This window comes from Stenotrophomonas sp. OVS01A, from assembly GCF_019969775.1.
In the GTDB taxonomy this organism is placed as follows: Bacteria; Pseudomonadota; Gammaproteobacteria; order Xanthomonadales; family Xanthomonadaceae; genus Stenotrophomonas; species Stenotrophomonas indicatrix.
In genome coordinates, this window is sequence record NZ_JAHXYV010000001.1 from 14,474 (window position 1) to 35,064 (window position 20,591).

Here is a 20,591-nt window from a genome sequence, read left to right on the forward strand (position 1 = left end):
GATACGTAATATTGCCGGGCCGCCGTTCATGAGGTTTGAAGTGAGGACTGTTTCACTGTCCGCGATGGGCTGGGCGGCCTACCATCGAGGGACCGGTGCATGGGGTGTACCGGCCGTCGCGATGTCCATGATGTCTGTCGCACCAGAGAAGGTGGGGAGCCTTCCCGAATGATGAGCGCGCCCACTCCGATGGGATCGCCGGGCCGTGACCCGGCCCAGCTCCAGCTTGCCCGGGACATCGTCCTGCCGGCGTTGTGCCAGGCCTTTGGCGCGGCACTGGCCCGCTTCGACGATGCCCTGTTCGACCGTGCCGGCAATGCCGGCTCGTCGCAGTTGCTGTTCCTGGACGCGATGCGCGAGCTGCGCCGCCGCCGTGAGGAGATTGCCGGTGGCTTTGCCGGCCATCTTGGCCATGCCTGGGACGGTCTGGCTGCAGGCGAGCCGCTCTCTGCCGAGCTGACCCTGGCCGGGCAGGCCCAGGATGGCCTGAGCCTGGTGCCGGAACATGTACTGGAATCGCGGTTGGCGGTGCGCAACTTCGCCACCGTGCTGCTGCGCGACTTCAAGCCGGTGCTGGCGCGGCTCGACCGCCGCCTGGGCTGGCTGGGCGGCGGTATCGAACTCGACGCCGACCGCAACCCGATCAGCCCCGAGCATCTGGGCGTGGCCATCCACGAAGCCTTCGCCGGCTGCGAGCTGGCCCCGGAAGTACACCTGGTGCTGATCAAGCTGTGCGAGCGCGACCTGCGCGCGCCGGTGGGCCGTATCTACGAGAAGCTGGACGAGCACCTGGCCGCGGCCGGGGTGATGTCGCAGATGGGTGCGCCGCGCCGACCACTGGCGCCGGCCCCGGCGCAGCACGTTCCGCATGGCCTGGATGATCTGGTCGAGCAGCGCACGGCGCCGGGCGTTGACAACGAATTCAATGACGACGAACAGGCCGCACCGGCCTGGGCGCAGCGATTTGCCGCGCGCTGGTCGGAGCGTCGTGGCCACATGCAGCAACATGCTGGTGGCGAGGAGAACCCGTCCGGTGAAGCCTATTCCGGCCAGCAGGGCATGCTGCTGGAAGCCCTGCACGAACTGCTGCAGCAGACCCGCCACGTGCGCGACGACGCAACCTCTGCGGCGCAGGTCGCGGTCGGCCAGCATCGCCCGTTGAGCCAGCGCGAAATGATGTCGGTGCTGTCGCTGCTGCAGGCGACGCCCAGTGCGACCCTGCGTGCGGCGATCGGCGAGGACGGCGAATCGTTGGCGCAGCGGCTGAAGAGCGAAGTGCTGTCCAGCGCTACCCGGCTGGGCGTCGACCCGGGCCAGACCCGGCTGGACGCGCAGGACGAGGATGCGATCGACCTGGTCGGCATGCTGTTCGACGTGATGCTCGATGAGCGCGAACTGGAAGGCCGCTCGCGTGAGCTGATCGGCCGCCTGGTGGTTCCGTTCGTGAAGGTGGCGATGCTGGACCGTCGCATGTTCGTGCAGAAGACCCATCCGGCGCGCAAGCTGCTCAACTCGCTGGCCGAAGCCTGCGAGGGCAACACCGGCGAAAGCCAGGCCGAACGCATGCTGATGGCCAAGGTGGAGGAGATCATCGAGCGGCTGGTCGCCGAGTTCAACGAGAACCTGGCGATCTTCCTGACCCTGGAAGAAGAATTCCGCGATTTCCTGGTACAGCACCGCCGTCGCGTGGAAATCGCCGAGCGGCGGGCCGCCGAGACCCAGCGCGGCCAGGAAAAACTGGAAATGGCCCGCACCCGTGCCGGCGCCGAACTGGATCGCCGCATCGGCGATGCTACCCTGCCGCCGGCCATCGCCGAGTTCCTGCGCCAGCCCTGGCAGCACCACCTGACCCTGGCGCTGCTGCGCGAGGGCGAGGAGGGTGCCTCGGTGGCCGAGGCGCTGACCCTGGCTGATGGCCTGCTTGAGGAAGTGGCCGAGGCCCGCCGGCAGATCGTCGGCAAGCCGTGGCTGCAGGCCTGGCAGCCGATGCTGGCCAAGGTGTTTGCCAGCGTCGGCGTGCATGGCGACGCAGCCACCGCAGCCATCGATGCGCTGCACGACACATTGCAGGGCATCGCCGAATCGCGACCGGAGCTGCAGCGCGCGTTGCCGGAGCTGCCGCAGGTGGTGCTGCCCGCGCCGCCGGCCCCGGAAACACCGGCAGTGGAACTGGGCGGTACCTTCAATACCGACGATTTCGACAATGCCGATGCCGACCGCTTCCGCCGGATGGAGATCGGCAACTGGCTGGACTTCGTCGACAAGGATGGCAAGGTGCAGGCGGGCAAACTGTCCTGGATCAGCCCGATTTCCTCGCGCCTGCTGTTCGTCAACCGGCGTGGCGTGCGCTTCTGCGTGGCCTCACCCGAAGAACTGGCGGTGATGGTGCGGCTGGGTCGCCTGCGTCCCCACATCGACGATGGCGCCTTCGACAGCGCCATGCAGGGCGTGCTCGACCGCCTCGACCCGGGTGGTGCGACGCTGCACTGAGCCACGTACGCCTGCTAGGATCGGACCCACTCACCGATCAGCGGGAATCTGCATGGCCGTGGCGTTGCTGGGGATCAAGGAGACCGCGCCGGGCGAACGACGCGTTGCGCTCACGCCGGAAACGGCGCGCAAGCTCGGTGCGCTGGGCATCACCGTGTGGTACCAGCCCGGTGCGGGCCAGGCCGCCGGCTTTACCGATGCCGCCTACGACGACGCAGGTGCCCGCGCCTTCGACGCCGCCCGTTGGGCCGAGATCGACATCCTGCTGTGCGTGCAGGCGCCACCGGCCGAGGTACTGGCCCAGCTCAAGCCGGGCGCCAGTGTGGTCGGCCTGCTGACCCCGGCGGCCGACCCTGCGTTGGCCGCATTGGCCTCGGATGACCGCCTGCACCTGTTCCCGCTGCAGCAGTTGCCGCGCACCACGCGCGCACAGGCGATGGACGTACTCAGTTCGCAGGCCGGCATGGCCGGCTACAAGGCGGCATTGATTGCTGCCGAACGCGCGCCGCGCTTCTTCCCGATGCTGACCACGGCGGCCGGTACCGTGCGTCCAGCCAAGGTGCTGGTGATCGGCGCCGGTGTCGCCGGCCTGCAGGCCATTGCCACCTCACGCCGCCTGGGTGCGCAGGTGGAGGGCTTCGACGTGCGCCCGGAAACCCGCGAACAGATCCAGTCGCTCGGTGCGCGCTTCCTCGACCTGGGGGTGAGCGCGGTCGGCGAGGGCGGGTATGCGCGGGCGCTGACCGAGGAAGAGCGTGGTGAACAGCAGCGCCGTCTTGGCGACCACCTGCGCAGCGTGGACGTGGTGATCTGCACTGCCGCGGTGCCGGGACGTCAGGCGCCGACGATCGTCACCGCCGCGATGGTAGAAGGCATGGCCGCCGGCAGCGTGATCGTCGATCTGGCCGCCGAGAGCGGTGGCAACTGCGCGTTGACCGAGCCCGGCCAATGCATCGAGCACCAGGGCGTGACCATCGATGGCCCGCTGGGCCTGGCCAGCCGGGGTGCCACCCAGGCCAGCGAGATGTATGCGCGCAACCTGATGAACTTCGTCGCCCTGTTCGTGCGCGATGGCCAGCTGGGCTTCGACTGGGAAGATGAGCTGCTGGCGAAAACGCGCTGGCAGGCCTGAGTCGGTAGCGCCGGGCCATGCCCGGCGGGCGCAGCGGCATCCGGTGAATCCGCCGGGCGTGGCCCGGCGCTACCCCTTCGATAGGGGTTACCGCGGCTTCGCCGGCGGCGGGTTGTCCCGCACCCATTCCCTGCGTTCGTCTGCGGTCATCTGCGACCAGCGCTCGCGCATGGCATCGCGCTGGGCCGGGCTGAGGTCACGCATCTGGCCGAACAACGCCCGGGCCTGCTCGCGCTGTTCCGGGCTCATGTGCTCGAAGCGGCGCAGGCCGCGGCGGGCCTTGTCGCGTTCTTCCGGGCTCATCGACTGCCAGCGCTGGCCGTGCGACAGCATGCGCTGGCGCTGCGCGGAATCGGCGCCGTTCCAGCGGTCACGCAGCGGGGCCAACAACGCTTCGCGCTGGGCCGGGCTCAGCTGTTCCCAGTTCGGCAGCGGCGCGGCAGCAGGTGCCGGCCGCGCGGCAGGCACCGGCGCGGTGGCCTGCGCCAGTGCCGATGCAGCGGGCAGCAGGGTCAGGGCGATCAGCAGGAGCAGGGAGGGGTATCGCAGCATGGTTCACTCCATCGCCAGGTCGTTGTCGCCCAGCCACAGGTACAGATCGGGATTCTCGTCGTACAGCACGCCATTGTCTTCTTCCGCAGCGACGATCGGCGTGCTGATCGGGCCCTGGTGATCGCCCGGGCCGACGAACTGGACGCCGATGCCCAGCGCGATCACCAGCGAACAGGCGCTGGCCAGCCACCAGCGCCAGCGACCGGCGTGCGCCGCACCGGCGTTGTGACGGGCACTGCGCAGGCGTGCCAGGGTGGCCGGCGACAGCGCCTGCAGCGACTGCGCGTGCAGACTGCGCAGGGCGTCATCGGAAGGCAGGGGGCGGTTCACGGGTGCATCTCCAGTTGATTCTGCAGCGCCTGTCGGGCGCGCGCCAGATGGGTCTTTACCGCGCCTTCGCTGCAGCCCATGGCGCGGGCGGTGGTGGCCCCGTCCAGGTCCTGCAGCACGCGCAGGGTGAATGCCTCGCGCTGGCGGGCGGGCAGGTCGCGCAGTGCCTGCACCAGCTGCTGGTACTGCTGGCGCTGCTCGTGCGCCTGCGAAGGGTCCGGTGCGGGGTCGGCCCAGTCGATCTCGCCGCCATCGGCATCCTGGTTGTCGCGCCAGAACGGCAGGCGGAAGCGGCGGCGGCGCTGCAGGTCGATCACCCGCCGGCGCAGGATGCTCCAGAACAACGGCGCCCACTCGGCGGCCGGCTTGTCGGCATAGTCCAGCATGCGCAGCAGCGCGTCCTGCACCGCATCCAGCGCGTCATCACGCTGGCGCAGGCCGGCCTCGGCGAAGCGGAAGGCGCGCGGCCCGACGCTGGCCAGGAATGCTTCCAGCGAGGCCGGAACGGCGTCGGCATCGGTGGTTGAGGGGACAGGGCTGCTCACCAGCACAGGGTACGGTTCCTCGGCAGGGGTCACCATCGACAACGCGTGAGCGCGGCCGTGGTTGACCGGGACGCGCGCAGGGTTCAGCCCATGGTTATGATGGGGCGACGAAGACAGAGCAGGAGCGTTGCCGGTGAGTGACGGGTTCGTGGCGCTGTACATCTTCATGCTGGCCGCCATTGCCGGCCACGTGATCATTTCCCGGGTCCCGGTGATCCTGCATACACCGTTGATGTCGGGCTCCAACTTCATCCATGGCATCGTGCTGATCGGCGCGATGGTGGTGCTGGGGCACGCACAGACGCCGTTGGAGAAGGTGCTGGGGTTCCTTGCCGTGGTGCTCGGCGCCGGCAACGCCGCCGGTGGCTATGTGGTCACCGCGCGCATGCTGGAAATGTTCAAGCCGAGCGTGCGCAAGGCCGGCAACGATGAACCGAAGGAGCCGCAGGCTTGAACATCAGCACCGTCGAACTGCTCGATTGGCTGGTCAAGGCCAGCTACCTGGTCGCCGCCACCCTGTTCCTGCTCGGCCTGCAGCGCATGGCCTCGCCGATGACCGCAAGCAGCGGTATCCGCTGGGCGGGGCTGGGCATGTTGCTGGCCACGGTGGCGACCTTCTTCCTGCCCGAACTGCACAACGTGCCGTTGATCCTGGTGGCACTGCTGCTGGGGGCCGGCCTGGCCTGGTGGTCGGCGGGCAAGGTCGCCGTCACCGACATGCCGCAGATGGTCGCGCTGTACAACGGCATGGGCGGCGGCTCGGCGGCTGCCATCGGTGCGGTGGAACTGCTGCGCTATGCCTTCCTGGCCAACCGCGATACCACCCACTGGAGTGCGCAGGCGCTGGCCGATCTGGCCGCGCGGCAGCCGTCCGGCACGGTGCTGGTGCTGGCGGTGGTGGGCGCGGCGATCGGTGCGGTGTCGCTGTCCGGCTCGGTGATCGCCTGGGCCAAACTCGATGGTCGCCTCGACAAGCGCGTGACCTGGCCGGGCCAGCAGGTGATGAACCTGCTGGTGGCGCTGGCCGTGGTGGTGCTGGGCGTCATCGCCGCCAGTACGCTCAGCACGTGGGCGATCGTCGCCTTCTTCGTGCTGGCCCTGGCGCTGGGCGTGTTGATGACGTTGCCGATTGGTGGCGCCGACATGCCGGTGGTGATCTCGCTGTACAACGCGTTCACCGGCCTGGCGGTGTCGTTCGAAGGCTACGTGCTGGGCAACGAGGCGCTGATCATCGCCGGCATGATGGTCGGTGCGGCCGGCATCCTGCTGACCCGGTTGATGGCCAAGGCCATGAACCGGCCGATCCGCAACGTGCTGTTCTCCAACTTCGGTGGTGGCGCCGGTGGTGAGGCGCAGGCGATTTCCGGTTCGCAGAAGCCCATCGAGGCGGCCGACGTGGCGGCGATGATGGGCTTTGCCGAACGCGTGGTGATCGTGCCCGGCTATGGCATGGCCGTGGCCCAGGCCCAGCACAAGATCTGGGAGCTGGCGCAGCGGCTGATCACGCGCGGGGTGAAGGTCAAGTTCGCCATCCACCCGGTGGCCGGGCGCATGCCCGGGCACATGAACGTGCTGCTGGCCGAAGCGGGGGTGCCGTACGACCTGATCGCGGACATGGACGACATCAATCCCGAGTTCGCCACTACCGACGTGGTGCTGGTGATCGGCGCCAACGACGTGGTCAACCCGGTGGCGCGCACCGATCCGGCCAGTCCGATCTACGGCATGCCGGTACTGGACGTGGTCAATGCCCGCAACGTGGTGGTGATCAAGCGGGGCAAGGGCACCGGCTTTGCCGGTATCGAGAATGCGCTGTTCTATGCCGACAACACCCGCATGCTGTACGGCGATGGTGCCGAGGCAGCGGCGTCGCTGGTCAGCGAGCTGAAGGCGCTCGACGGCGGGCATTGAGGGTTGGGGTCGGATCCCTTTCCGCAGGAAAGGGCTCTGACCCCGGATCCAACCACCCCATCCACGCATGGCGTGGATCTACCAGGGCATCACCGGCGCGATCAACGCGCCAGCCAGGCGCCTACGGCGACGCCCACCGCCAGCCACAGCCACTCGACCACGCCATTGGCCAGGGTGATCAGCGTCCAGGCCAGGTGCGGGCCCATCCGCAGCGAGGCGTCCCAGGGGTTCAGGCCCATCGAACCGCCCATCCAGGCACTGGCGATCGCCCAGTTCGAGATCGCGGCCACCAGCAGCGTGCCCAGCACGACCAGGGCGATGCGCAGCTTGCCGGGACCGAGCGTGCCCAGACGCAGCATGAACACCAGTTCCAGGGCGGTCAGTACCGCCATCCAGCCGACCGGACGGCCGGTGAACAGGGCGATCAGCATCCAGGCGAGGGGGGCGGTGGCCAGCGCCAGCAACAACATGAAGGGCCAGAGCCAGGTAACGGTCCTGGCGCGTGCGGCATTGGAGGACATCGAAGCTCCTGAAGGTCGCCCACAGGATACTGTGGTTTGCCGCAGTGCACCGGCGAGGGCGGGGCGCCTACGCTAGAATGACCGCTTGCGTGGCTTATGCCGCAGCCCCATATCGGTCCCCATGTATTCCCGTAGCAGCGAACCTGTCCACTTCGAACGCGATTGCGAGGCCGTGATGGTCCCGCAGGGCGACACCGTGACCCTGCCCGCCGGCAGCTATGGGTACATCACCCAGGCGCTGGGCGGCAGCTATTCGGTGTTCGTCGAGGGCAATCTGTTCCGCATCGCCGGCAAGGATGGCGATGCCATCGGCAAGGAAGCGCCGGCACCGCTGGAACTGCCCGACGATGCCAGCGACGAGCAGGTCGAACAACTGGTCTGGCAGCAGCTGCGCACCTGTTTCGACCCGGAAATTCCGGTCAACATCGTCGAACTGGGTCTGGTCTACGAGGTGGAGATCAAGCACCTCGACGAAGGGCAGCGCGAGATCGACGTGAAGATGACCCTGACCGCGCCTGCGTGCGGCATGGGCGACATCCTGGTCGACGACGTGCGCAGCAAGCTTGAAATGATCCCGACGGTGGCCGAGGCCGACGTCGAGCTGGTCTTCGATCCGCCGTGGAACCAGCACATGATGTCCGAGGCCGCGCGCCTCGAAACCGGCATGCTTTGACCCACGGCCCGCAGTGACGCGGGCCCGGCATTACCCGCAACCAGAACAGGAAATCTCCGGTGTCCCAGTCCATTCCCAGCTTCGCCGTCACCCGTTCGGACCACCCGCGCAGCGCTGAAGAGCGCGCCCAGATCCTGGAGAAGCCGGGCTTCGGCCTGCACTTCACCGACCACATGGTGGAAGTGCGCTGGGACAAGGATGCCGGCTGGCACAACGCCAACGTGCGCGCTTATGGTCCGCTGCAGCTGGACCCGGCCGCGGCCGTGCTGCACTACGGCCAGGAGATCTTCGAAGGCATCAAGGCCTATCGCCATGCCGATGGTTCGATCTGGACCTTCCGCCCCGATGCCAACGGCCGTCGCCTGCAGCGTTCGGCGCAGCGCCTGGCGCTGCCGGAGCTGCCGGTGGAGATCTTCGTGGAATCGCTGAAGCAGATGATCGCCGTCGACAGCGCCTGGGTGCCGTCGGCCGATGAGTCGAGCCTGTATTTCCGTCCGTTCATGATCGGCGATGAAGCGTTCCTTGGCGTGCGCGGCGCCCACAAGGCCGGTTACTACGTCATCGCCAGCCCGGCTGGCCCGTACTTCGCCAAGGGCGTCGCCCCGGTGTCGATCTGGCTGTCCACCGAGTACGCGCGTGCGGCCAAGGGCGGTACCGGTGCGGCCAAGTGCGGTGGCAACTACGCCGCGTCGCTGTTGCCGCAGCAGAAGGCGCAGGCACAGGGCTGCTCGCAGGTGCTGTTCCTGGACCCGGTCGAAGGCAAGTACCTGGAAGAACTGGGCGGCATGAACGTGTTCCTGGTCTACAAGGACGGCACGCTGGTCACGCCGGAACTGTCCGGCAGCATCCTCGAGGGCATCACCCGCGAGAGCATCCTGCAGCTGGCCCGCGACCGCGGCATGAAGGTCGAAGAGCGCAAGGTCACCATCGATGAGTGGAAGCAGGGCGTGACCTCCGGCGAGATCGCCGAAGTGTTCGCCTGCGGTACCGCTGCGGTGGTCACCCCGATCGGCCAGCTGAAGGGCGAAGGCTTCTCGGTGGGCGACATCAATGCGCCGGCCGGCGAAGTGACCATGTCACTGCGCAAGGAACTGACCGACATCCAGTACGGTCGCCTGCCGGACCGCCACGGCTGGCTGGTCAAGCTGGGCTGATCGCCTGCGCTGAACGCTGGCGCCGGGTTACGCCCGGCCGCATCCCCGGAAAGCCCGTCCCCGCGACGGGCTTTCTGCGTTTCAGGCGTACGTCCGCCGGGCATGGCCCGGCGCTACCAGGATCAACGGCTCCCGCCAGCGCGCGGCGATGCCCGGCGAATGTACGCGTACCACGGTAGCGCCGGGCCATGCCCGGCGGCTGTTCGCCGATGTCGGCAAAGACATGGCGGGACAGGACATTCCGCAGTCAGGTACGTGCAGCTGACGCGAAAGTTCCTTCACCTTCACAAACCCTCGACCCGGAAAGTCTCAGATCCAACATTTCATCTTGCTGAAAAGACGCTGAAAATCTTGTGGTGTCCGGTTTGAGCCACTAGCGTCATCAACACAGCGGATGGTCAGGGGAATCCGCTGGCTCGCCGGACCCGAACCTCGCCATCGCAAGCCAGCCCACGGTTCAGGCCGGTGCTTCTGCCGATTCCGGCATTCCTACCATTAGAAGGGAAATCCGATGTCCCAGGTAACGCAACCGCGTGTGCGTCGTGTGTGGGTGGTCCTTGGTGCGTCCGTCCTGTCATCGCTGCTGCTGGCCACGCCTGCGCTGGCCGGTGATGTCCAGCTCAGCGGCCTGCAGTCCGCGCCGACCCACCAGCGCTTCATCGTGAAGTACCGCGACGGCAGTGCGCCGGTGGCCAACACCACCGCGCTGGCCTCTTCGCTGAAGACGGCCGCTGCCGGCATCGCCAGCAGCCAGGGCCGCGCGCTGGGCCTGCAGCAGGTCCGCAGGCTTGCGGTCGGCTCCACCGTGGTCAGGACCGACCGTGCGCTGGACCAGGCCGAATCCGAGCTGCTGATGCGCAAGCTGGCCGCCGACCCGAACGTCGAATACGTCGAAGTCGACCAGATCATGCGCGCGACGCTGACCCCCAACGACACCCGTTTCAGCGAGCAATGGGGCTTCGGTACGTCCAACGCCTCGATCAACGTGCGTCCGGCATGGGACAAGGCCACCGGCACCGGCGTGGTCGTGGCCGTGATCGATACCGGCATCACCAACCATGCCGACCTCAACGCCAACATCCTGCCCGGCTATGACTTCATCAGCGACGCGGCGATGGCGCGCGATGGCGGTGGCCGTGACAGCAATCCCAACGATGAGGGTGACTGGTACGGCGACAACGAGTGCCAGGCCGGTTATCCGGGCTCGAACTCCAGCTGGCATGGCACCCACGTGGCCGGCACGGTCGCTGCGGTGACCAACAACAGCACCGGCGTGGCCGGTACCGCCTTCAACGCCAAGGTCGTGCCGGTGCGCGTGCTCGGCAAGTGCGGCGGCTACACCTCCGACATCGCCGACGCGATCGTCTGGGCCTCCGGTGGCACGGTCAGCGGTGTGCCGGCCAACGCCAACCCGGCCGAAGTCATCAACATGTCGCTGGGCGGCGGCGGCAGCTGCTCGACCACTTACCAGAACGCGATCAACGGCGCGGTCGGCCGCGGCACCACCGTGGTGGTCGCTGCCGGCAACAGCAACACCAACGTCTCCAGCGCGGTACCGGCGAACTGCCCGAACGTGATCGCCGTGGCGGCCACCACCTCGGCGGGTGCGCGTGCCAGCTTCTCCAACTACGGCACCGGCATCGACATCTCCGCACCGGGCCAGAGCATCCTGTCCACCCTCAACAGCGGCACCACCACCCCGGGCAGCGCCAGCTATGCGTCCTACAACGGCACCTCGATGGCGGCACCGCATGTGGCGGGCGTGGTTGCACTGATGCAGTCGGTGGCACCGAGCCCGCTCAGCCCGGCGCAGGTGGAAAGCATCATCAAGAGCACCGCGCGTCCGCTGCCGGGTGCGTGCTCGGGTGGTTGCGGCGCCGGCATCATCGACGCCGATGCCGCGGTGACTGCCGCGATCAACGGCACCACGCCCAACCCGGGTGGCACCGTGCTGCAGAACAACGTGCCGGTTACCGGCCTCGGCGCAGCCAGCGGTGCATCGCTCAGCTATACCGTCAACGTCCCGGCTGGCAGCACGCAGCTGCGCGTGGCGATCAGCGGCGGCAGCGGTGATGCCGACCTGTACCTGCGCCAGGGCAGTGCCCCGACCGACACCGTCTACACCTGCCGCCCGTACCTGAGCGGCAACAACGAGACCTGCACCGTCAACAGCCCCGCCGCCGGTACCTGGTACGTGCGGGTGAAGGCCTACAGCACCTTCTCGGGCGTGACCGTCAACGCCCAGTACTGAGCCCAAGCCCCTCTCCATGGGCACGCCCCGGCCTCGGCCGGGGTGTTTTTTTTGGGGGACGGCGAAGCGGAGAAAGCAATGTGCAGCAGTGCATTTGCTCTTGCTCTGCCCTCAACCCAGCAGCAACCAAAACGCTGAACCCATCCGCGCGACAGCGCGCCTTAATCCCTCAAACCGACTCGAACCGGTTCGCCGCCACGTTCTTGCGCACATGCTGCGGGTCGAAGATCCGGCCGTTCATCGCGATGAACACCCCCGCCGGCAGCGACTGCACCGCACCGATCGCACAGCCGATGTTGAACTCCGCATCCGAACCACGGAAACGCGCCGGGCTCAGCGCACCGGTCATCACGATGGTCTTGTCCGGGATCGTCGCCAGCACCTTGCCGGTCTGCACCATCGAATCGGTGCCGTGGGTCACCAGCACGTGGCGGGTGGGCTGCGCGGCGATCGTCGCGCGGATCAGCTCACGATCGTCGTCGTTGATGTGCAGCGAGTCCTTGCGCAGGATCGGAATCACGTTGAAACGGAACGTGACCCCCAGTTCGCGCAGGATCATGCCGATCTGCGGGTCGCCGATCTGGTAGTCCGACTTGTCGTCGAAATAGATCTTGTCGATCGTGCCACCGGTGGTGACGACCAGGAGCTCTTCCATCATGTGCATGCGCGAAACCAAGGCAGGTACAGCGGCGCGGGGCCGGGAACGCAGATGATACGGCCCACCGGGCGCAGCGTCAGCGCCGCCGCCCGAAACGGGCGCGCAGGCCGGGCAGGCTGGCCGAAAAGATCACCAGCAGCGCAAGCACGATTTCGATCAGTGCCAGCCAGCGGGTCTCGGGATGGCTCCAGGCGCTCATCACGCCGTGGCTGAACCAGCCCAGGGCCAGCACCGCCGCCCAGAACCCGGCCTTGCGCCAGCCCAGCCGCAGGGCGATGGCCAGCGCCAGCGGCGGCGCTGTGAACACCAGTTGGGTGGCCAGCCAGTGCCTGTCGTTGATGAACCAGCCGGCAAACAGCGCCGCCAGCCCCATCAGGGCCAGCAGCAGCACGGTGCGCGGCGCGGTGCTCATCGCGCCAGCCGCTGCGCGATGTCGGCCACGCGCCGGCCCAGCGCCCGCGCCAGTACCGCCTCGTCGTCGGTGGGTTGCGGGTCGTCGGCGGCGCCGGCCACGTGGCTGGCGCCATACGGCGTGCCGCCACTGGTGGTGTGGCTCAGCGCCGGCTCGGTGAACGGAATGCCGACGATCAGGCAGCCGTGGTGCAGCAGCGGTACCTGCATCGACAGCAGGGTCGACTCCTGGCCGCCATGCATCGACGCGGTGGACGTGAACACCCCGGCCGGCTTGCCGGCCAGCGTGCCGTTCACCCATTCGGCGCCGAGGCCGTCAAGGAAATGCTTGACCGGCGCGGCCATGTTGCCGAAACGGGTAGGGCTGCCCAGCAGCAGTCCCTGGCACTCCGCCAGGTCCTGCACGCTTACATAGGGCGCGCCATCGTCGGGTACCGGCGGCTGCGCGGTCTGGGTAACGGCAGCCACCGGCGGCACCGTGCGCAGCCGCGCTGCCATGCCCGGAACCTCGCCGATGCCCCGCGCGATCTGGCGCGCCAGCCGTGCCACCGAACCGCCGCGGCTGTAGTACAGCACCAGGATTTCGCCCATCGCGCCCAGCTCTCCTCATCGTGTGGACGCCAGTATGGCTATCCTGCACCGATTCCGCATCGGGTACCCTTGCGCCGATGGAACCTTTGGATACGCTCAATTTGTGGATGGAACGCGCGCGGGATCGCGCACGCGCCGCCAGCTTCGGCCGCTTCCTGTGGCGCCGCTTCCTCGACGACCGCCTGTTCCAGGCCGCCGCCGCGCTGGCCTACACCACGGTGTTCGCGCTGGTGCCGTTGGCGATCGTGGTATTTGGCGTGCTCTCGGCCTTCCCGGTGTTCGATCGCTGGAGCGACCAGCTCAGCGACTACGTCTTCTCCAACTTCGTGCCCAATGCCGCGCGCGCTGCCGAAGGCTACCTGCGGCAGTTCTCGGCCAGCGCCGGCCAGCTCACTGCCGCCGGTTTCATCGCCCTGGTCATCTCGCTGCTGATCACCCTCAACAGTGTTGAAGAGACCTTCAACCAGATCTGGCGCGTCGGCAGCAGTCGGCCGCGGCTGACCCGCTTCCTGGTCTACTGGACGGTGCTGACCCTGGGCGCGATGCTCGCCGCTGCGTCGCTGGCGGTGTCGGCGCGGGTGTTCGCGATGCCGTTGTTCGGCACGCAGGAGGGGCGCTGGCTGGCCGATCTCGCCTTGCGGCTGGCGCCGATCCTGATCGAATTCGTCTGCATCACCCTGATGTTCCGGGTGGTGCCACACCACACCGTGAAGTGGCGCCATGCGGTTCCGGGCGCGATTCTCGCCGCAGTGATCCTGGAGCTGGTGAAGTGGGGCATCGGCGCCTACCTGGGCAGCTTCCAGTCCTACCAGAAGCTGTATGGCACGGTGGCCTTCGTGCCGATCCTGCTGCTGTGGATCTACCTCTGCTGGGTGGCCGTGCTGCTGGGCGCGTCGTTGGCGTCGTCGATGGCGGCTTTCCGCTACCAGCCGGTGGAACTGCGCCTGCCGCAGGGCTACGAGTTCTATGGCCTGCTGCGCCTGCTCGGGCGCTTCCAGCACGCACGCGCCAAGGGCAGGGGCCTGGCCGACGACGAGATCCTGCGGCTGGAACCGATGCTGACCGACTCGCTGCTACAGGACCTGGCCTGCCACCTGGAGGGCATCGGCCTGCTGCGCCGCGATGAGCGCGGCGAGTGGCTGCTGGCCCGCGACCTGGACCAGGTCAGCCTGGGCGATCTGTACGAATGCACGCAGCTGCGCATTCCGGTGGCCGAACAACACCTGCCTTACCGCGATGACAGCCTCGGCCGGGCCGCCTTGGCCGCACTGGATGAACTGCGCCTGCCGCTGCGTGAACGCCTCAAGCGTCGCGTCAGCGACATCTACCCTGATTCTGGAGACACCCCATGACCTGCAAGACCCCGTTGCTGCTGGCTGCGCTGCTGGCCCTGGCCGCCTGCAAACCCGCGCAGGAGCCGACCCCGGCCAGCAGCCAGCCGCCGGCACAGGCACCGACCCCGGCCGCGCCGGCGCCGGTGGAGGACACGCCCGCCGAGCGCGTTACTGCCGAGTTCCCGACGCTGAAGATGAAGGCGGTCGATGGCAGCGATTACGACCTGGCCGCGCATCGTGGCAAGTGGGTGGTGGTGAATTTCTGGGCGACCTGGTGCGCGCCCTGCCGCAAGGAAATGCCCGAGCTGTCGGCGTTGCATGCCATGCGCAGCAACATCGAAGTGGTTGGCCTGGCCTACGAGGACATCGAGACGCCGGAGATGCAGGCGTTCCTGACCAAGCATCCGGTGACCTACCCGATCGTGGTCGTCGATCCGTTCGACCCGCCGGTCGACTTCGCCACCCCGCGTGGCCTGCCGCTGACCCATCTGATCGACCCGCAGGGCAAGCTGGCCCACAGCTTCCTGGGCCCGGTCACCGCGGCGGACATCGAAAAGCAGATTGCTGCTGCCAAATAAGGGGAGGGGCAGGGCCGCGCCCTGCACCCACCGAAGCGGTAGTGCCGGCCGCTGGCCGGCAACCTCGACAGCAACAGCAACAGCAACAGCCAAAGCCAAAGCGGGTTTCCTGTGGGGAGGCGGGGTGGGTCCGGTTGCGGGGGACGCCGTAAATACGTCCCTGTAGGCTCGGTCGCCGCATCCATGCGGCTCACTGATCTGGCTCCCCGCAACCGGACCCACCCCGCCTTCGACAGTTTCTGGCGACCTGCCGGAATGACTCTTGGGGTCAGATCCGTTTTCCGGAGGAAAACGGATCTGACCCCAGGTTAATTTCGATATCTGACAGAGAGTCATCCACGCATGGCGTGGATCCATCAGATCGCAGAAATCTGTCAGAGGTGGGGCGGTGTCGGAGTGCGGGGTGTCAGCCGCATGGATGCGGCTGCCAAGCCTACAAGGACGTACTTGCGGCGTCCCCGCACTCCGACACCGCCCCGCCATCCCACGCAATGCCGCTTTTGCTGTTGCTTTGGCTGTTGCCTGAAAGCAGCAGGTGCAGGGCGCAGCCCTGCCGACCCACCCTATTCTTCGACCGGAAAATCCTCGATCGGCTTCAGCACGTCGTAGTGCTCGCGATGCAGCTTGCCCTTCAGTTTCGGCAGCTCCGGCAAGGGCGCATCCACCCGTGTGTCCGGCAGCCGGTCCAGCAGATTGCGGACCAGAGTCAGGCGACCCAGCCGCTGGTCGTTGAAATCCACCAGCGTCCACGGCGCACCGTCGCGATGGGTCGCGCGCAGCATCGCCTCGCGCGCTTCGGTGTACGCGCTGTACTTGCTGCGCGACTTCAGATCCACCGGCGACAGCTTCCACCCCTTCAACGGATCAAGATGGCGTTCGGCGAAACGCTTCTCCTGCTGCTCCTGGTCCACGCACAGCCAGTACTTGAACAGCAGGATGCCGTCATCCACCAGCAGCTGTTCGAACACCGGTGCCTGATGCAGGAACTGCTGGTACTCGGTCTCGCTGCAATAGCCCATCACCCGTTCCACGCCCGCGCGGTTGTACCAGCTGCGGTCCATCAGCACGATCTCGCCGGCGGCCGGCAGATGCGTGGCGTAGCGCTGGAAATACCATTGCGTGGCTTCGCGGTCGGTGGGCTTGGGCAACGCCACCACCCTGCATTGGCGTGGGTTGAGGTGCTGGCTGATGGCCTGGATCGCACCGCCCTTGCCGGCGGTATCGCGTCCTTCGAACAGCACCAGCAGGCGTTGCCCGCTGTGCTGCACCCAGCGTGCCATCGCCGTCAGTTCCAGCTGCAGCGGCTGCAGCAGTTCGTCGTATTCCTTGCGCTTGAGCTTGGCCATCGTCATGCCACGCGGGAGGGAAGCTCGAGCGTAGCGCAGGGCGATGTCAGGGCGTGTCGAGGCCCTGCCAGCCCTGTTCGCGGGCCAGCTGCTGAAGCAGTGAGGACAGATCGCGCGCGAAGGCCGTCATGTCGAACAGGCCGCTGCGCTCGCGTGCCTGCGCCAGTTCGGCACGCAGGGCAGCCAGGGCGGCCGGGTCGTTGCCGAGTGCACTGGCGGTGGCGACGAAGACCGCATCGTCGGCGACGTTCATGTGCTCCAGCCCCAGATGATGGTTGAGGCTGCCGGCCACGCGCGCGGCGAAGGTAGCGCCGGGGCAGGTCAGCACCGGGCAGCCGGCCCACAGCGCATCCGATGCGGTGGTGTGCGCGTTGTACGGGTTGGTGTCCAGGAACAGGTCGGCCAGCTGATAGCGGGCCAGATACTGCGGATGCGGCAGCTTGGCCATGAACACCAGGCGTGCCGGATCCAGTCCTGCAGCCTTCGCGGCGGAACGCAGCCTTGCATCGGCCTGGCCGGGGCCGGACAGCAGCCACAGCACGCTGCCAGGTACTGCCTGCAGCACCGCGAACGCACGGCCCATGCTGCGCGGGTTGAGTTTGTAACTGTTGTTGAAGCAGCAGAACACCGTGCCCTGCGCGGGCAGCCCACACGCCGCACGGTCCGGCGCCGGTTCCAGCACGCGGGTGTTGTCGGAGGGCTGGAACGCGCGCGGCAGGCGCAGCACGCGTTCGCTGTAGTGCGGTTCCAGCGAGGACGGCAGCGCGAAGTCGTCAGCGATCACTGCATCCAGCCACGATGCACCGGAGGTGCCGGGGTAGGCCAGCCAGTTCAACTGCAGCGGGGCAGGGCGCATCGCCAGCACTTCCGGCGTGCCGCCACCGCCCCAGCCGCGCAGGTCCAGCAGCAGGTCGATGCCCTGTGCACGGATGCGCGCGGCCGTATCGGCGTGGCGCAATCCCACCACGTCATGCAGCCGGGTGGCGGCCTGCAGGCGTTGGCGGATGCGGCTGCCATCGTCCGCGTTGAGCGCGAACAGATGCAGTTGCAGGGCCGGGTCGCGGCTCATCTGCTCCAGCAGCGCCACCGTCAGCAATCCGGTGGGATGGGCGCCGAAGCCGTTGGAAAGCAAGCCCACGCGAAGTGGGCCTCGTTCGCGCAGCTTCGCCGGCGGCAGCGGCCGCACCGATGCCGCCACCGCAGCGGCGCGTGCACGCGCGCAGGCCAGCTGTTCGGCCGCGCTGGCGTCTTCGCTGAGAAACGCGAAGGGTTCCACTACGCCCTGGCCGGACACCAGTGCACCGCGCACCTGATCGGCCAGCGCATCCACGTCCTGCCAATCGCACAGGCGACGCTGCCAGGCGAGGCGCTGCGCGGCGATATACGGCTCATCGGGCATCAGTGCATGTGCGCGGCGATAGGCCGCTGATGCACCTTCGGCATCGTTGGCATCTTCCAGCGCGTGCCCCAGCCACAACGCGATGCCCGGGTGCTCCGGTGCCAGCGCCGAGGCCTGGCCCAGCAGCGTAGCGGCATCGGCATGCGCTCCTGCCATCCACGCCACCCGGCCGAGCCGGGCAAGCGCTTCAGGATGATTGGGCCGCAGCTGCAGTGCGCGCCGCGCGGCCTGCTCGCCGGCCGCGATGTCGCCGGCTTCCAGTTCCAGGTCGGCCAGCATCACCCAGGCGACGAAGTCGCCGGGCTGGCGCGTGATCGCCTGCTGCAGTTGCTGCCGCTGCTGCCAGGCCGACATGCTGGTCAGCCCGCCGAAAGCTGGGCCAGGGCGTCGACCTGGTGCTCGTGGCTCAATCGCTGCAGCAGCGGATCGAGATCGCCGGCCAGTACGTTAGGCAGGTCGTACAGGGTCAGCCCTTCCACGCGGTGGTCGGTGATCCGGCCCTGCGGGAAGTTGTAGGTACGGATGCGCTGGCTGCGGTCGCCGCTGCCAACCTGCAGGCGCCGTGATTCGGCCTGCGCCGCGTCGTGGCGCTGGCGCTCGGCATCGAGCAGCTGCGCCTTCAGGCGTTTCATCGCCTTGTCCCGGTTGGCATGCTGGCTGCGTTCGGTCTGGCACTCCACCACCACGCCGCTGGGCACGTGGGTGATGCGGATCGCCGATTCGGTCTTGTTGACGTGCTGGCCACCGGCGCCGGAGGAGCGGTAGGTATCAATCCTCAGGTCAGCCGGGTTGATGACGATCTCATCGACTTCGTCGGCTTCCGGGATGATCGCCACGGTGGCCGCCGAGGTGTGGATGCGGCCCTGCGATTCGGTGGCCGGCACGCGCTGCACGCGGTGCGTGCCCGATTCGAATTTCAGGCGCGAGAACGCGCCACGGCCGACCACGCGCGCCACCACTTCCTTGTAGCCGCCATGTTCGCCGGGGTTGTCCGATTCGATCTCGACCTTCCAGCCCTGTCGCTCGGCGTAGCGGGCATACATGCGGAACAGGTCGCCAGCGAAGATCGCCGCCTCGTCGCCGCCGGTGCCGGCGCGCACTTCCAGGAACAGGTTGCCTTCATCGCGCGGGTCGCGCGGCACCAGCAGCAGCGCCAGTTCCTGCTCCAGTTCCTGCAGGCGGGCCTGGGCGGCGGCGATCTCCTCGTCGGCCAGTTCGCGCAGGTCCGGATCGGTGCGCATGCTTTCGGCCGCAGCCAGGTCGGCCTTGGCACGCACTTCATCGGCCAGCGCGGTGGCGATCGGTTCGAGCTGGGAAAACTCACGCGAAAGATCGCGGAAGCGCGCGTTGTTGGCGACCACCTCCGGTTCGGCGAGCAGACGTTCCAGTTCTTCGCGGCGCTCGGCCAGCGCTTCCAACTTACGGCGCAGGGTCGGCGTCATCGGTTCTCACAGGTGGGTGGTGGTAACCCGGCGCAGCCGGGAACAGGCGCTCGGCGGCGCGGGTCAGGTCGGCGTCGCCGCTGAGCGCGGCCGCGCGCAGGGCGGCGGTCGGCGGGTGCAGCAGGCGGTTGGTCAATCCATGGGCAAGCAGTTCCAGCACTTCGTCGGCCGGCTTGCCGTTGGCCAGCTGCTGGCGCGCGCGCTCCAGCAGTTCGGCACGGGTGGCCTCGCCGAAAGCGCGCAGTTGCCGCAGCGGTGCCTGGTGGGCGCTGGCCTGCAGGGTCTCGACGAAGCGCGAGACCTGCAGGTCGATGATCGTCTCCGCTTCGGCGGCCGCCTCGCGGCGGCTGCGGCGGTTGTCTTCCACCGCGCGCTCGAGGTCGTCCACGGTATACAGGAACGCATCGTTGAGACTGGCAACGTCGGCTTCGATGTCGCGCGGCACGGCCAGGTCGAACAGCAGCATCGGCTTGTGCCGGCGTGCGCGCAGGGCGTTGGCCACTGCAGCACGGTGGATCACCGGTTCGCGGGCGGCGGTGGCCGAGAACACCACATCGGCCTCGGCCAGGTGACGCTCAAGTTCGGTCAGCGGCAGCGCCACACCGCCATGGCGGCTGGCCAGTTCCTGCGCATGGGCGAGGGTGCGGTTGGCGATCAGCAGCCGCCGCACCTTGCCTTCGCTGAGGTGGCGTGCGGCCAGCTCGATGGTCTCGCCGGCGCCGACCAGCAGCACGGTGGAATCGTCAAGGCGTGCAAATGCGTTCTGCGCCAGGCGCACCGCTGCCGAGGCCACCGATACCGGGTTGGCACCGACCTGGGTATCGGTACGCGCGCGCTTGGCCACCGAGAACGTCTGCTGGAACAGGCGGTCAAGGCGTTGGCCGAGCAGGCCGTGGTCGCGCGCGGTCGACCAGGCGTCCTTCACCTGGCCCAGGATCTGCGGCTCACCCAGCACCATTGAATCCAGCCCCGTCGCCACCCGGAACAGGTGGCGAACGGCATCGGCATCGGCGTGCTGGTACAGGTAGCCCTGCAGGTCGCCAGCCTGGCTCTGCAGCCACTGGTCCAGCGCCTGCGCGGACTCGGCCACGGCATACAGCTCGGTGCGGTTGCAGGTGGACAGCAGCACCGCCTCGGCGATCTGCGGGGTATCGCGCAGCGAACCGAGCGCGCGCGGCAACGCGTCACCGGCGAAGGCTGCGCGTTCGCGCAGTTCCACCGGTGCGGTCTGGTGATTCAGTCCGAGCACCCACAGGGTCATTGTTCAGTTGCT

The 20,591-nt window shown here is 67.9% G+C and carries 20 protein-coding genes; 9 read left to right on the forward strand and 11 right to left on the reverse strand.

Annotation, left to right across the window (positions count from 1 at the left end):
* The first annotated feature begins 168 nt into the window (after positions 1-168).
* Positions 169-2,490 (forward strand): DUF1631 domain-containing protein, encoded by a 2,322-nt coding sequence (locus LC407_RS00080; RefSeq protein WP_059066078.1) that lies wholly within the window; start codon positions 169-171, stop codon positions 2,488-2,490.
* A gap of 52 nt (positions 2,491-2,542) precedes the next feature.
* Positions 2,543-3,622 (forward strand): NAD(P) transhydrogenase subunit alpha, encoded by a 1,080-nt coding sequence (locus tag LC407_RS00085; RefSeq protein WP_059066079.1) that lies wholly within the window; start codon positions 2,543-2,545, stop codon positions 3,620-3,622.
* An 87-nt stretch (positions 3,623-3,709) separates the two neighbouring features.
* On the opposite strand, the gene LC407_RS00090 is transcribed toward LC407_RS00085, so the two are convergent.
* Genes LC407_RS00090 through LC407_RS00100 form a run of 3 tightly spaced genes read right to left on the reverse strand, consistent with a single transcriptional unit; the run spans position 3,710 to position 5,085 of the window.
* Entirely contained in the window at positions 3,710-4,174 is a 465-nt protein-coding gene (locus tag LC407_RS00090) for a DUF3106 domain-containing protein (protein WP_059066080.1), read from the reverse strand.
* 3 nt (positions 4,175-4,177) lie between these two features.
* On the reverse strand, positions 4,178-4,504 hold the full coding sequence (locus tag LC407_RS00095; RefSeq protein ID WP_059066081.1) for a hypothetical protein: 327 nt from the start codon (positions 4,502-4,504) through the stop codon (positions 4,178-4,180).
* Positions 4,501-5,085 (reverse strand): RNA polymerase sigma factor, encoded by a 585-nt coding sequence (locus LC407_RS00100; RefSeq protein ID WP_080149966.1) that lies wholly within the window; start codon positions 5,083-5,085, stop codon positions 4,501-4,503. The genes LC407_RS00095 and LC407_RS00100 overlap by 4 nt, the downstream gene beginning before the upstream one ends.
* A 97-nt stretch (positions 5,086-5,182) precedes the next feature.
* Here LC407_RS00100 and LC407_RS00105 point away from each other — a divergent pair, with 97 nt between their 5' ends.
* Together LC407_RS00105 and LC407_RS00110 are read left to right on the forward strand one after the other, a co-directional pair.
* The gene (locus LC407_RS00105; protein WP_025877970.1) at positions 5,183-5,503 is read left to right on the forward strand and encodes an NAD(P) transhydrogenase subunit alpha; all 321 of its coding nucleotides are present in this window, start codon (positions 5,183-5,185) and stop codon (positions 5,501-5,503) included.
* Positions 5,500-6,960 carry an NAD(P)(+) transhydrogenase (Re/Si-specific) subunit beta gene (locus LC407_RS00110; RefSeq protein WP_059066082.1) on the forward strand — a complete coding sequence of 487 codons (1,461 nt, stop codon included), beginning with the start codon at positions 5,500-5,502 and terminating at the stop codon, positions 6,958-6,960. Before LC407_RS00105 ends, LC407_RS00110 begins: the two co-directional genes overlap by 4 nt.
* Positions 6,961-7,061: 101 nt before the next feature.
* Here LC407_RS00110 and LC407_RS00115 read toward each other — a convergent pair whose 3' ends face one another.
* The gene (locus tag LC407_RS00115) at positions 7,062-7,481 is read right to left on the reverse strand and encodes a hypothetical protein (RefSeq protein ID WP_025877973.1); all 420 of its coding nucleotides are present in this window, start codon (positions 7,479-7,481) and stop codon (positions 7,062-7,064) included.
* A gap of 121 nt (positions 7,482-7,602) precedes the next feature.
* Between LC407_RS00115 and sufT the strand changes: the two genes are divergently transcribed.
* The 3 genes from sufT (at position 7,603) to LC407_RS00130 (ending at position 11,559) form a co-directional block, all read left to right on the forward strand.
* Positions 7,603-8,154 (forward strand): putative Fe-S cluster assembly protein SufT, encoded by a 552-nt coding sequence (gene sufT / locus LC407_RS00120; protein WP_025877975.1) that lies wholly within the window; start codon positions 7,603-7,605, stop codon positions 8,152-8,154.
* 59 nt (positions 8,155-8,213) lie between these two features.
* Positions 8,214-9,308, forward strand: coding sequence for a branched-chain amino acid aminotransferase (locus LC407_RS00125; RefSeq protein ID WP_025877977.1), 1,095 nt, complete (start codon positions 8,214-8,216; stop codon positions 9,306-9,308).
* Between the two features lie 511 nt (positions 9,309-9,819).
* A complete protein-coding gene (locus LC407_RS00130) occupies positions 9,820-11,559 on the forward strand; it encodes a S8 family peptidase (protein ID WP_059066084.1) in 1,740 nt (579 codons plus the stop codon).
* Between the two features lie 169 nt (positions 11,560-11,728).
* Here the strand turns inward: LC407_RS00130 and LC407_RS00135 are convergent, their stop codons facing one another.
* The 3 genes from LC407_RS00135 to wrbA all read right to left on the reverse strand — a co-directional run bounded on the left by LC407_RS00135 (position 11,729) and on the right by wrbA (position 13,219).
* Complete coding sequence (locus LC407_RS00135; protein WP_033830416.1) at positions 11,729-12,214, reverse strand: asparaginase domain-containing protein; 486 nt, start codon at positions 12,212-12,214, stop codon at positions 11,729-11,731.
* A gap of 79 nt (positions 12,215-12,293) precedes the next feature.
* On the reverse strand, positions 12,294-12,629 hold the full coding sequence (locus LC407_RS00140; protein ID WP_025879136.1) for a DUF2069 domain-containing protein: 336 nt from the start codon (positions 12,627-12,629) through the stop codon (positions 12,294-12,296).
* Complete coding sequence (gene wrbA, locus LC407_RS00145) at positions 12,626-13,219, reverse strand: NAD(P)H:quinone oxidoreductase (RefSeq protein ID WP_025879137.1); 594 nt, start codon at positions 13,217-13,219, stop codon at positions 12,626-12,628. The genes LC407_RS00140 and wrbA overlap by 4 nt, the downstream gene beginning before the upstream one ends.
* A gap of 77 nt (positions 13,220-13,296) precedes the next feature.
* Between wrbA and LC407_RS00150 the strand changes: the two genes are divergently transcribed.
* Positions 13,297-14,571, forward strand: a complete 1,275-nt coding sequence (locus tag LC407_RS00150; RefSeq protein ID WP_025879138.1) for a YihY family inner membrane protein — start codon at positions 13,297-13,299, stop codon at positions 14,569-14,571.
* Positions 14,568-15,131: a TlpA disulfide reductase family protein gene (locus LC407_RS00155; RefSeq protein WP_059066085.1), complete on the forward strand. Its 564-nt coding sequence runs from the start codon at positions 14,568-14,570 to the stop codon at positions 15,129-15,131. Before LC407_RS00150 ends, LC407_RS00155 begins: the two co-directional genes overlap by 4 nt.
* A gap of 563 nt (positions 15,132-15,694) precedes the next feature.
* Here the strand turns inward: LC407_RS00155 and ppk2 are convergent.
* Genes ppk2 through hemA form a run of 4 tightly spaced genes read right to left on the reverse strand, consistent with a single transcriptional unit; the run spans position 15,695 to position 20,579 of the window.
* Positions 15,695-16,477: a polyphosphate kinase 2 gene (gene ppk2 / locus LC407_RS00160; protein WP_025879140.1), complete on the reverse strand. Its 783-nt coding sequence runs from the start codon at positions 16,475-16,477 to the stop codon at positions 15,695-15,697.
* A gap of 46 nt (positions 16,478-16,523) precedes the next feature.
* Positions 16,524-18,230, reverse strand: coding sequence for a tetratricopeptide repeat protein (locus LC407_RS00165; protein WP_223481989.1), 1,707 nt, complete (start codon positions 18,228-18,230; stop codon positions 16,524-16,526).
* A 5-nt stretch (positions 18,231-18,235) separates the two neighbouring features.
* A complete protein-coding gene (prfA, locus tag LC407_RS00170) occupies positions 18,236-19,318 on the reverse strand; it encodes a peptide chain release factor 1 (RefSeq protein ID WP_025879142.1) in 1,083 nt (360 codons plus the stop codon).
* Positions 19,296-20,579 (reverse strand): glutamyl-tRNA reductase, encoded by a 1,284-nt coding sequence (hemA, locus tag LC407_RS00175; protein ID WP_025879143.1) that lies wholly within the window; start codon positions 20,577-20,579, stop codon positions 19,296-19,298. The genes prfA and hemA overlap by 23 nt, the downstream gene beginning before the upstream one ends.
* Positions 20,580-20,591 lie beyond the last annotated feature (12 nt).

Coding starts and splice junctions, on each gene's coding strand:
- LC407_RS00080 (WP_059066078.1), top strand. CDS start 169: ATGATGAGCGCGCCCACTCCGATGGGATCGCCGGGCCGTGACCCGGCC.
- LC407_RS00085 (WP_059066079.1), top strand. CDS start 2,543: ATGGCCGTGGCGTTGCTGGGGATCAAGGAGACCGCGCCGGGCGAACGA.
- LC407_RS00090 (WP_059066080.1), bottom strand. CDS start 4,174: ATGCTGCGATACCCCTCCCTGCTCCTGCTGATCGCCCTGACCCTGCTG.
- LC407_RS00100 (WP_080149966.1), bottom strand. CDS start 5,085: ATGGTGACCCCTGCCGAGGAACCGTACCCTGTGCTGGTGAGCAGCCCT.
- LC407_RS00115 (WP_025877973.1), bottom strand. CDS start 7,481: ATGTCCTCCAATGCCGCACGCGCCAGGACCGTTACCTGGCTCTGGCCC.
- sufT (WP_025877975.1), top strand. CDS start 7,603: ATGTATTCCCGTAGCAGCGAACCTGTCCACTTCGAACGCGATTGCGAG.
- LC407_RS00130 (WP_059066084.1), top strand. CDS start 9,820: ATGTCCCAGGTAACGCAACCGCGTGTGCGTCGTGTGTGGGTGGTCCTT.
- LC407_RS00135 (WP_033830416.1), bottom strand. CDS start 12,214: ATGGAAGAGCTCCTGGTCGTCACCACCGGTGGCACGATCGACAAGATC.
- LC407_RS00140 (WP_025879136.1), bottom strand. CDS start 12,629: ATGAGCACCGCGCCGCGCACCGTGCTGCTGCTGGCCCTGATGGGGCTG.
- wrbA (WP_025879137.1), bottom strand. CDS start 13,219: ATGGGCGAAATCCTGGTGCTGTACTACAGCCGCGGCGGTTCGGTGGCA.
- LC407_RS00150 (WP_025879138.1), top strand. CDS start 13,297: ATGGAACCTTTGGATACGCTCAATTTGTGGATGGAACGCGCGCGGGAT.
- LC407_RS00155 (WP_059066085.1), top strand. CDS start 14,568: ATGACCTGCAAGACCCCGTTGCTGCTGGCTGCGCTGCTGGCCCTGGCC.
- ppk2 (WP_025879140.1), bottom strand. CDS start 16,477: ATGGCCAAGCTCAAGCGCAAGGAATACGACGAACTGCTGCAGCCGCTG.
- LC407_RS00165 (WP_223481989.1), bottom strand. CDS start 18,230: ATGTCGGCCTGGCAGCAGCGGCAGCAACTGCAGCAGGCGATCACGCGC.
- prfA (WP_025879142.1), bottom strand. CDS start 19,318: ATGACGCCGACCCTGCGCCGTAAGTTGGAAGCGCTGGCCGAGCGCCGC.
- hemA (WP_025879143.1), bottom strand. CDS start 20,579: ATGACCCTGTGGGTGCTCGGACTGAATCACCAGACCGCACCGGTGGAA.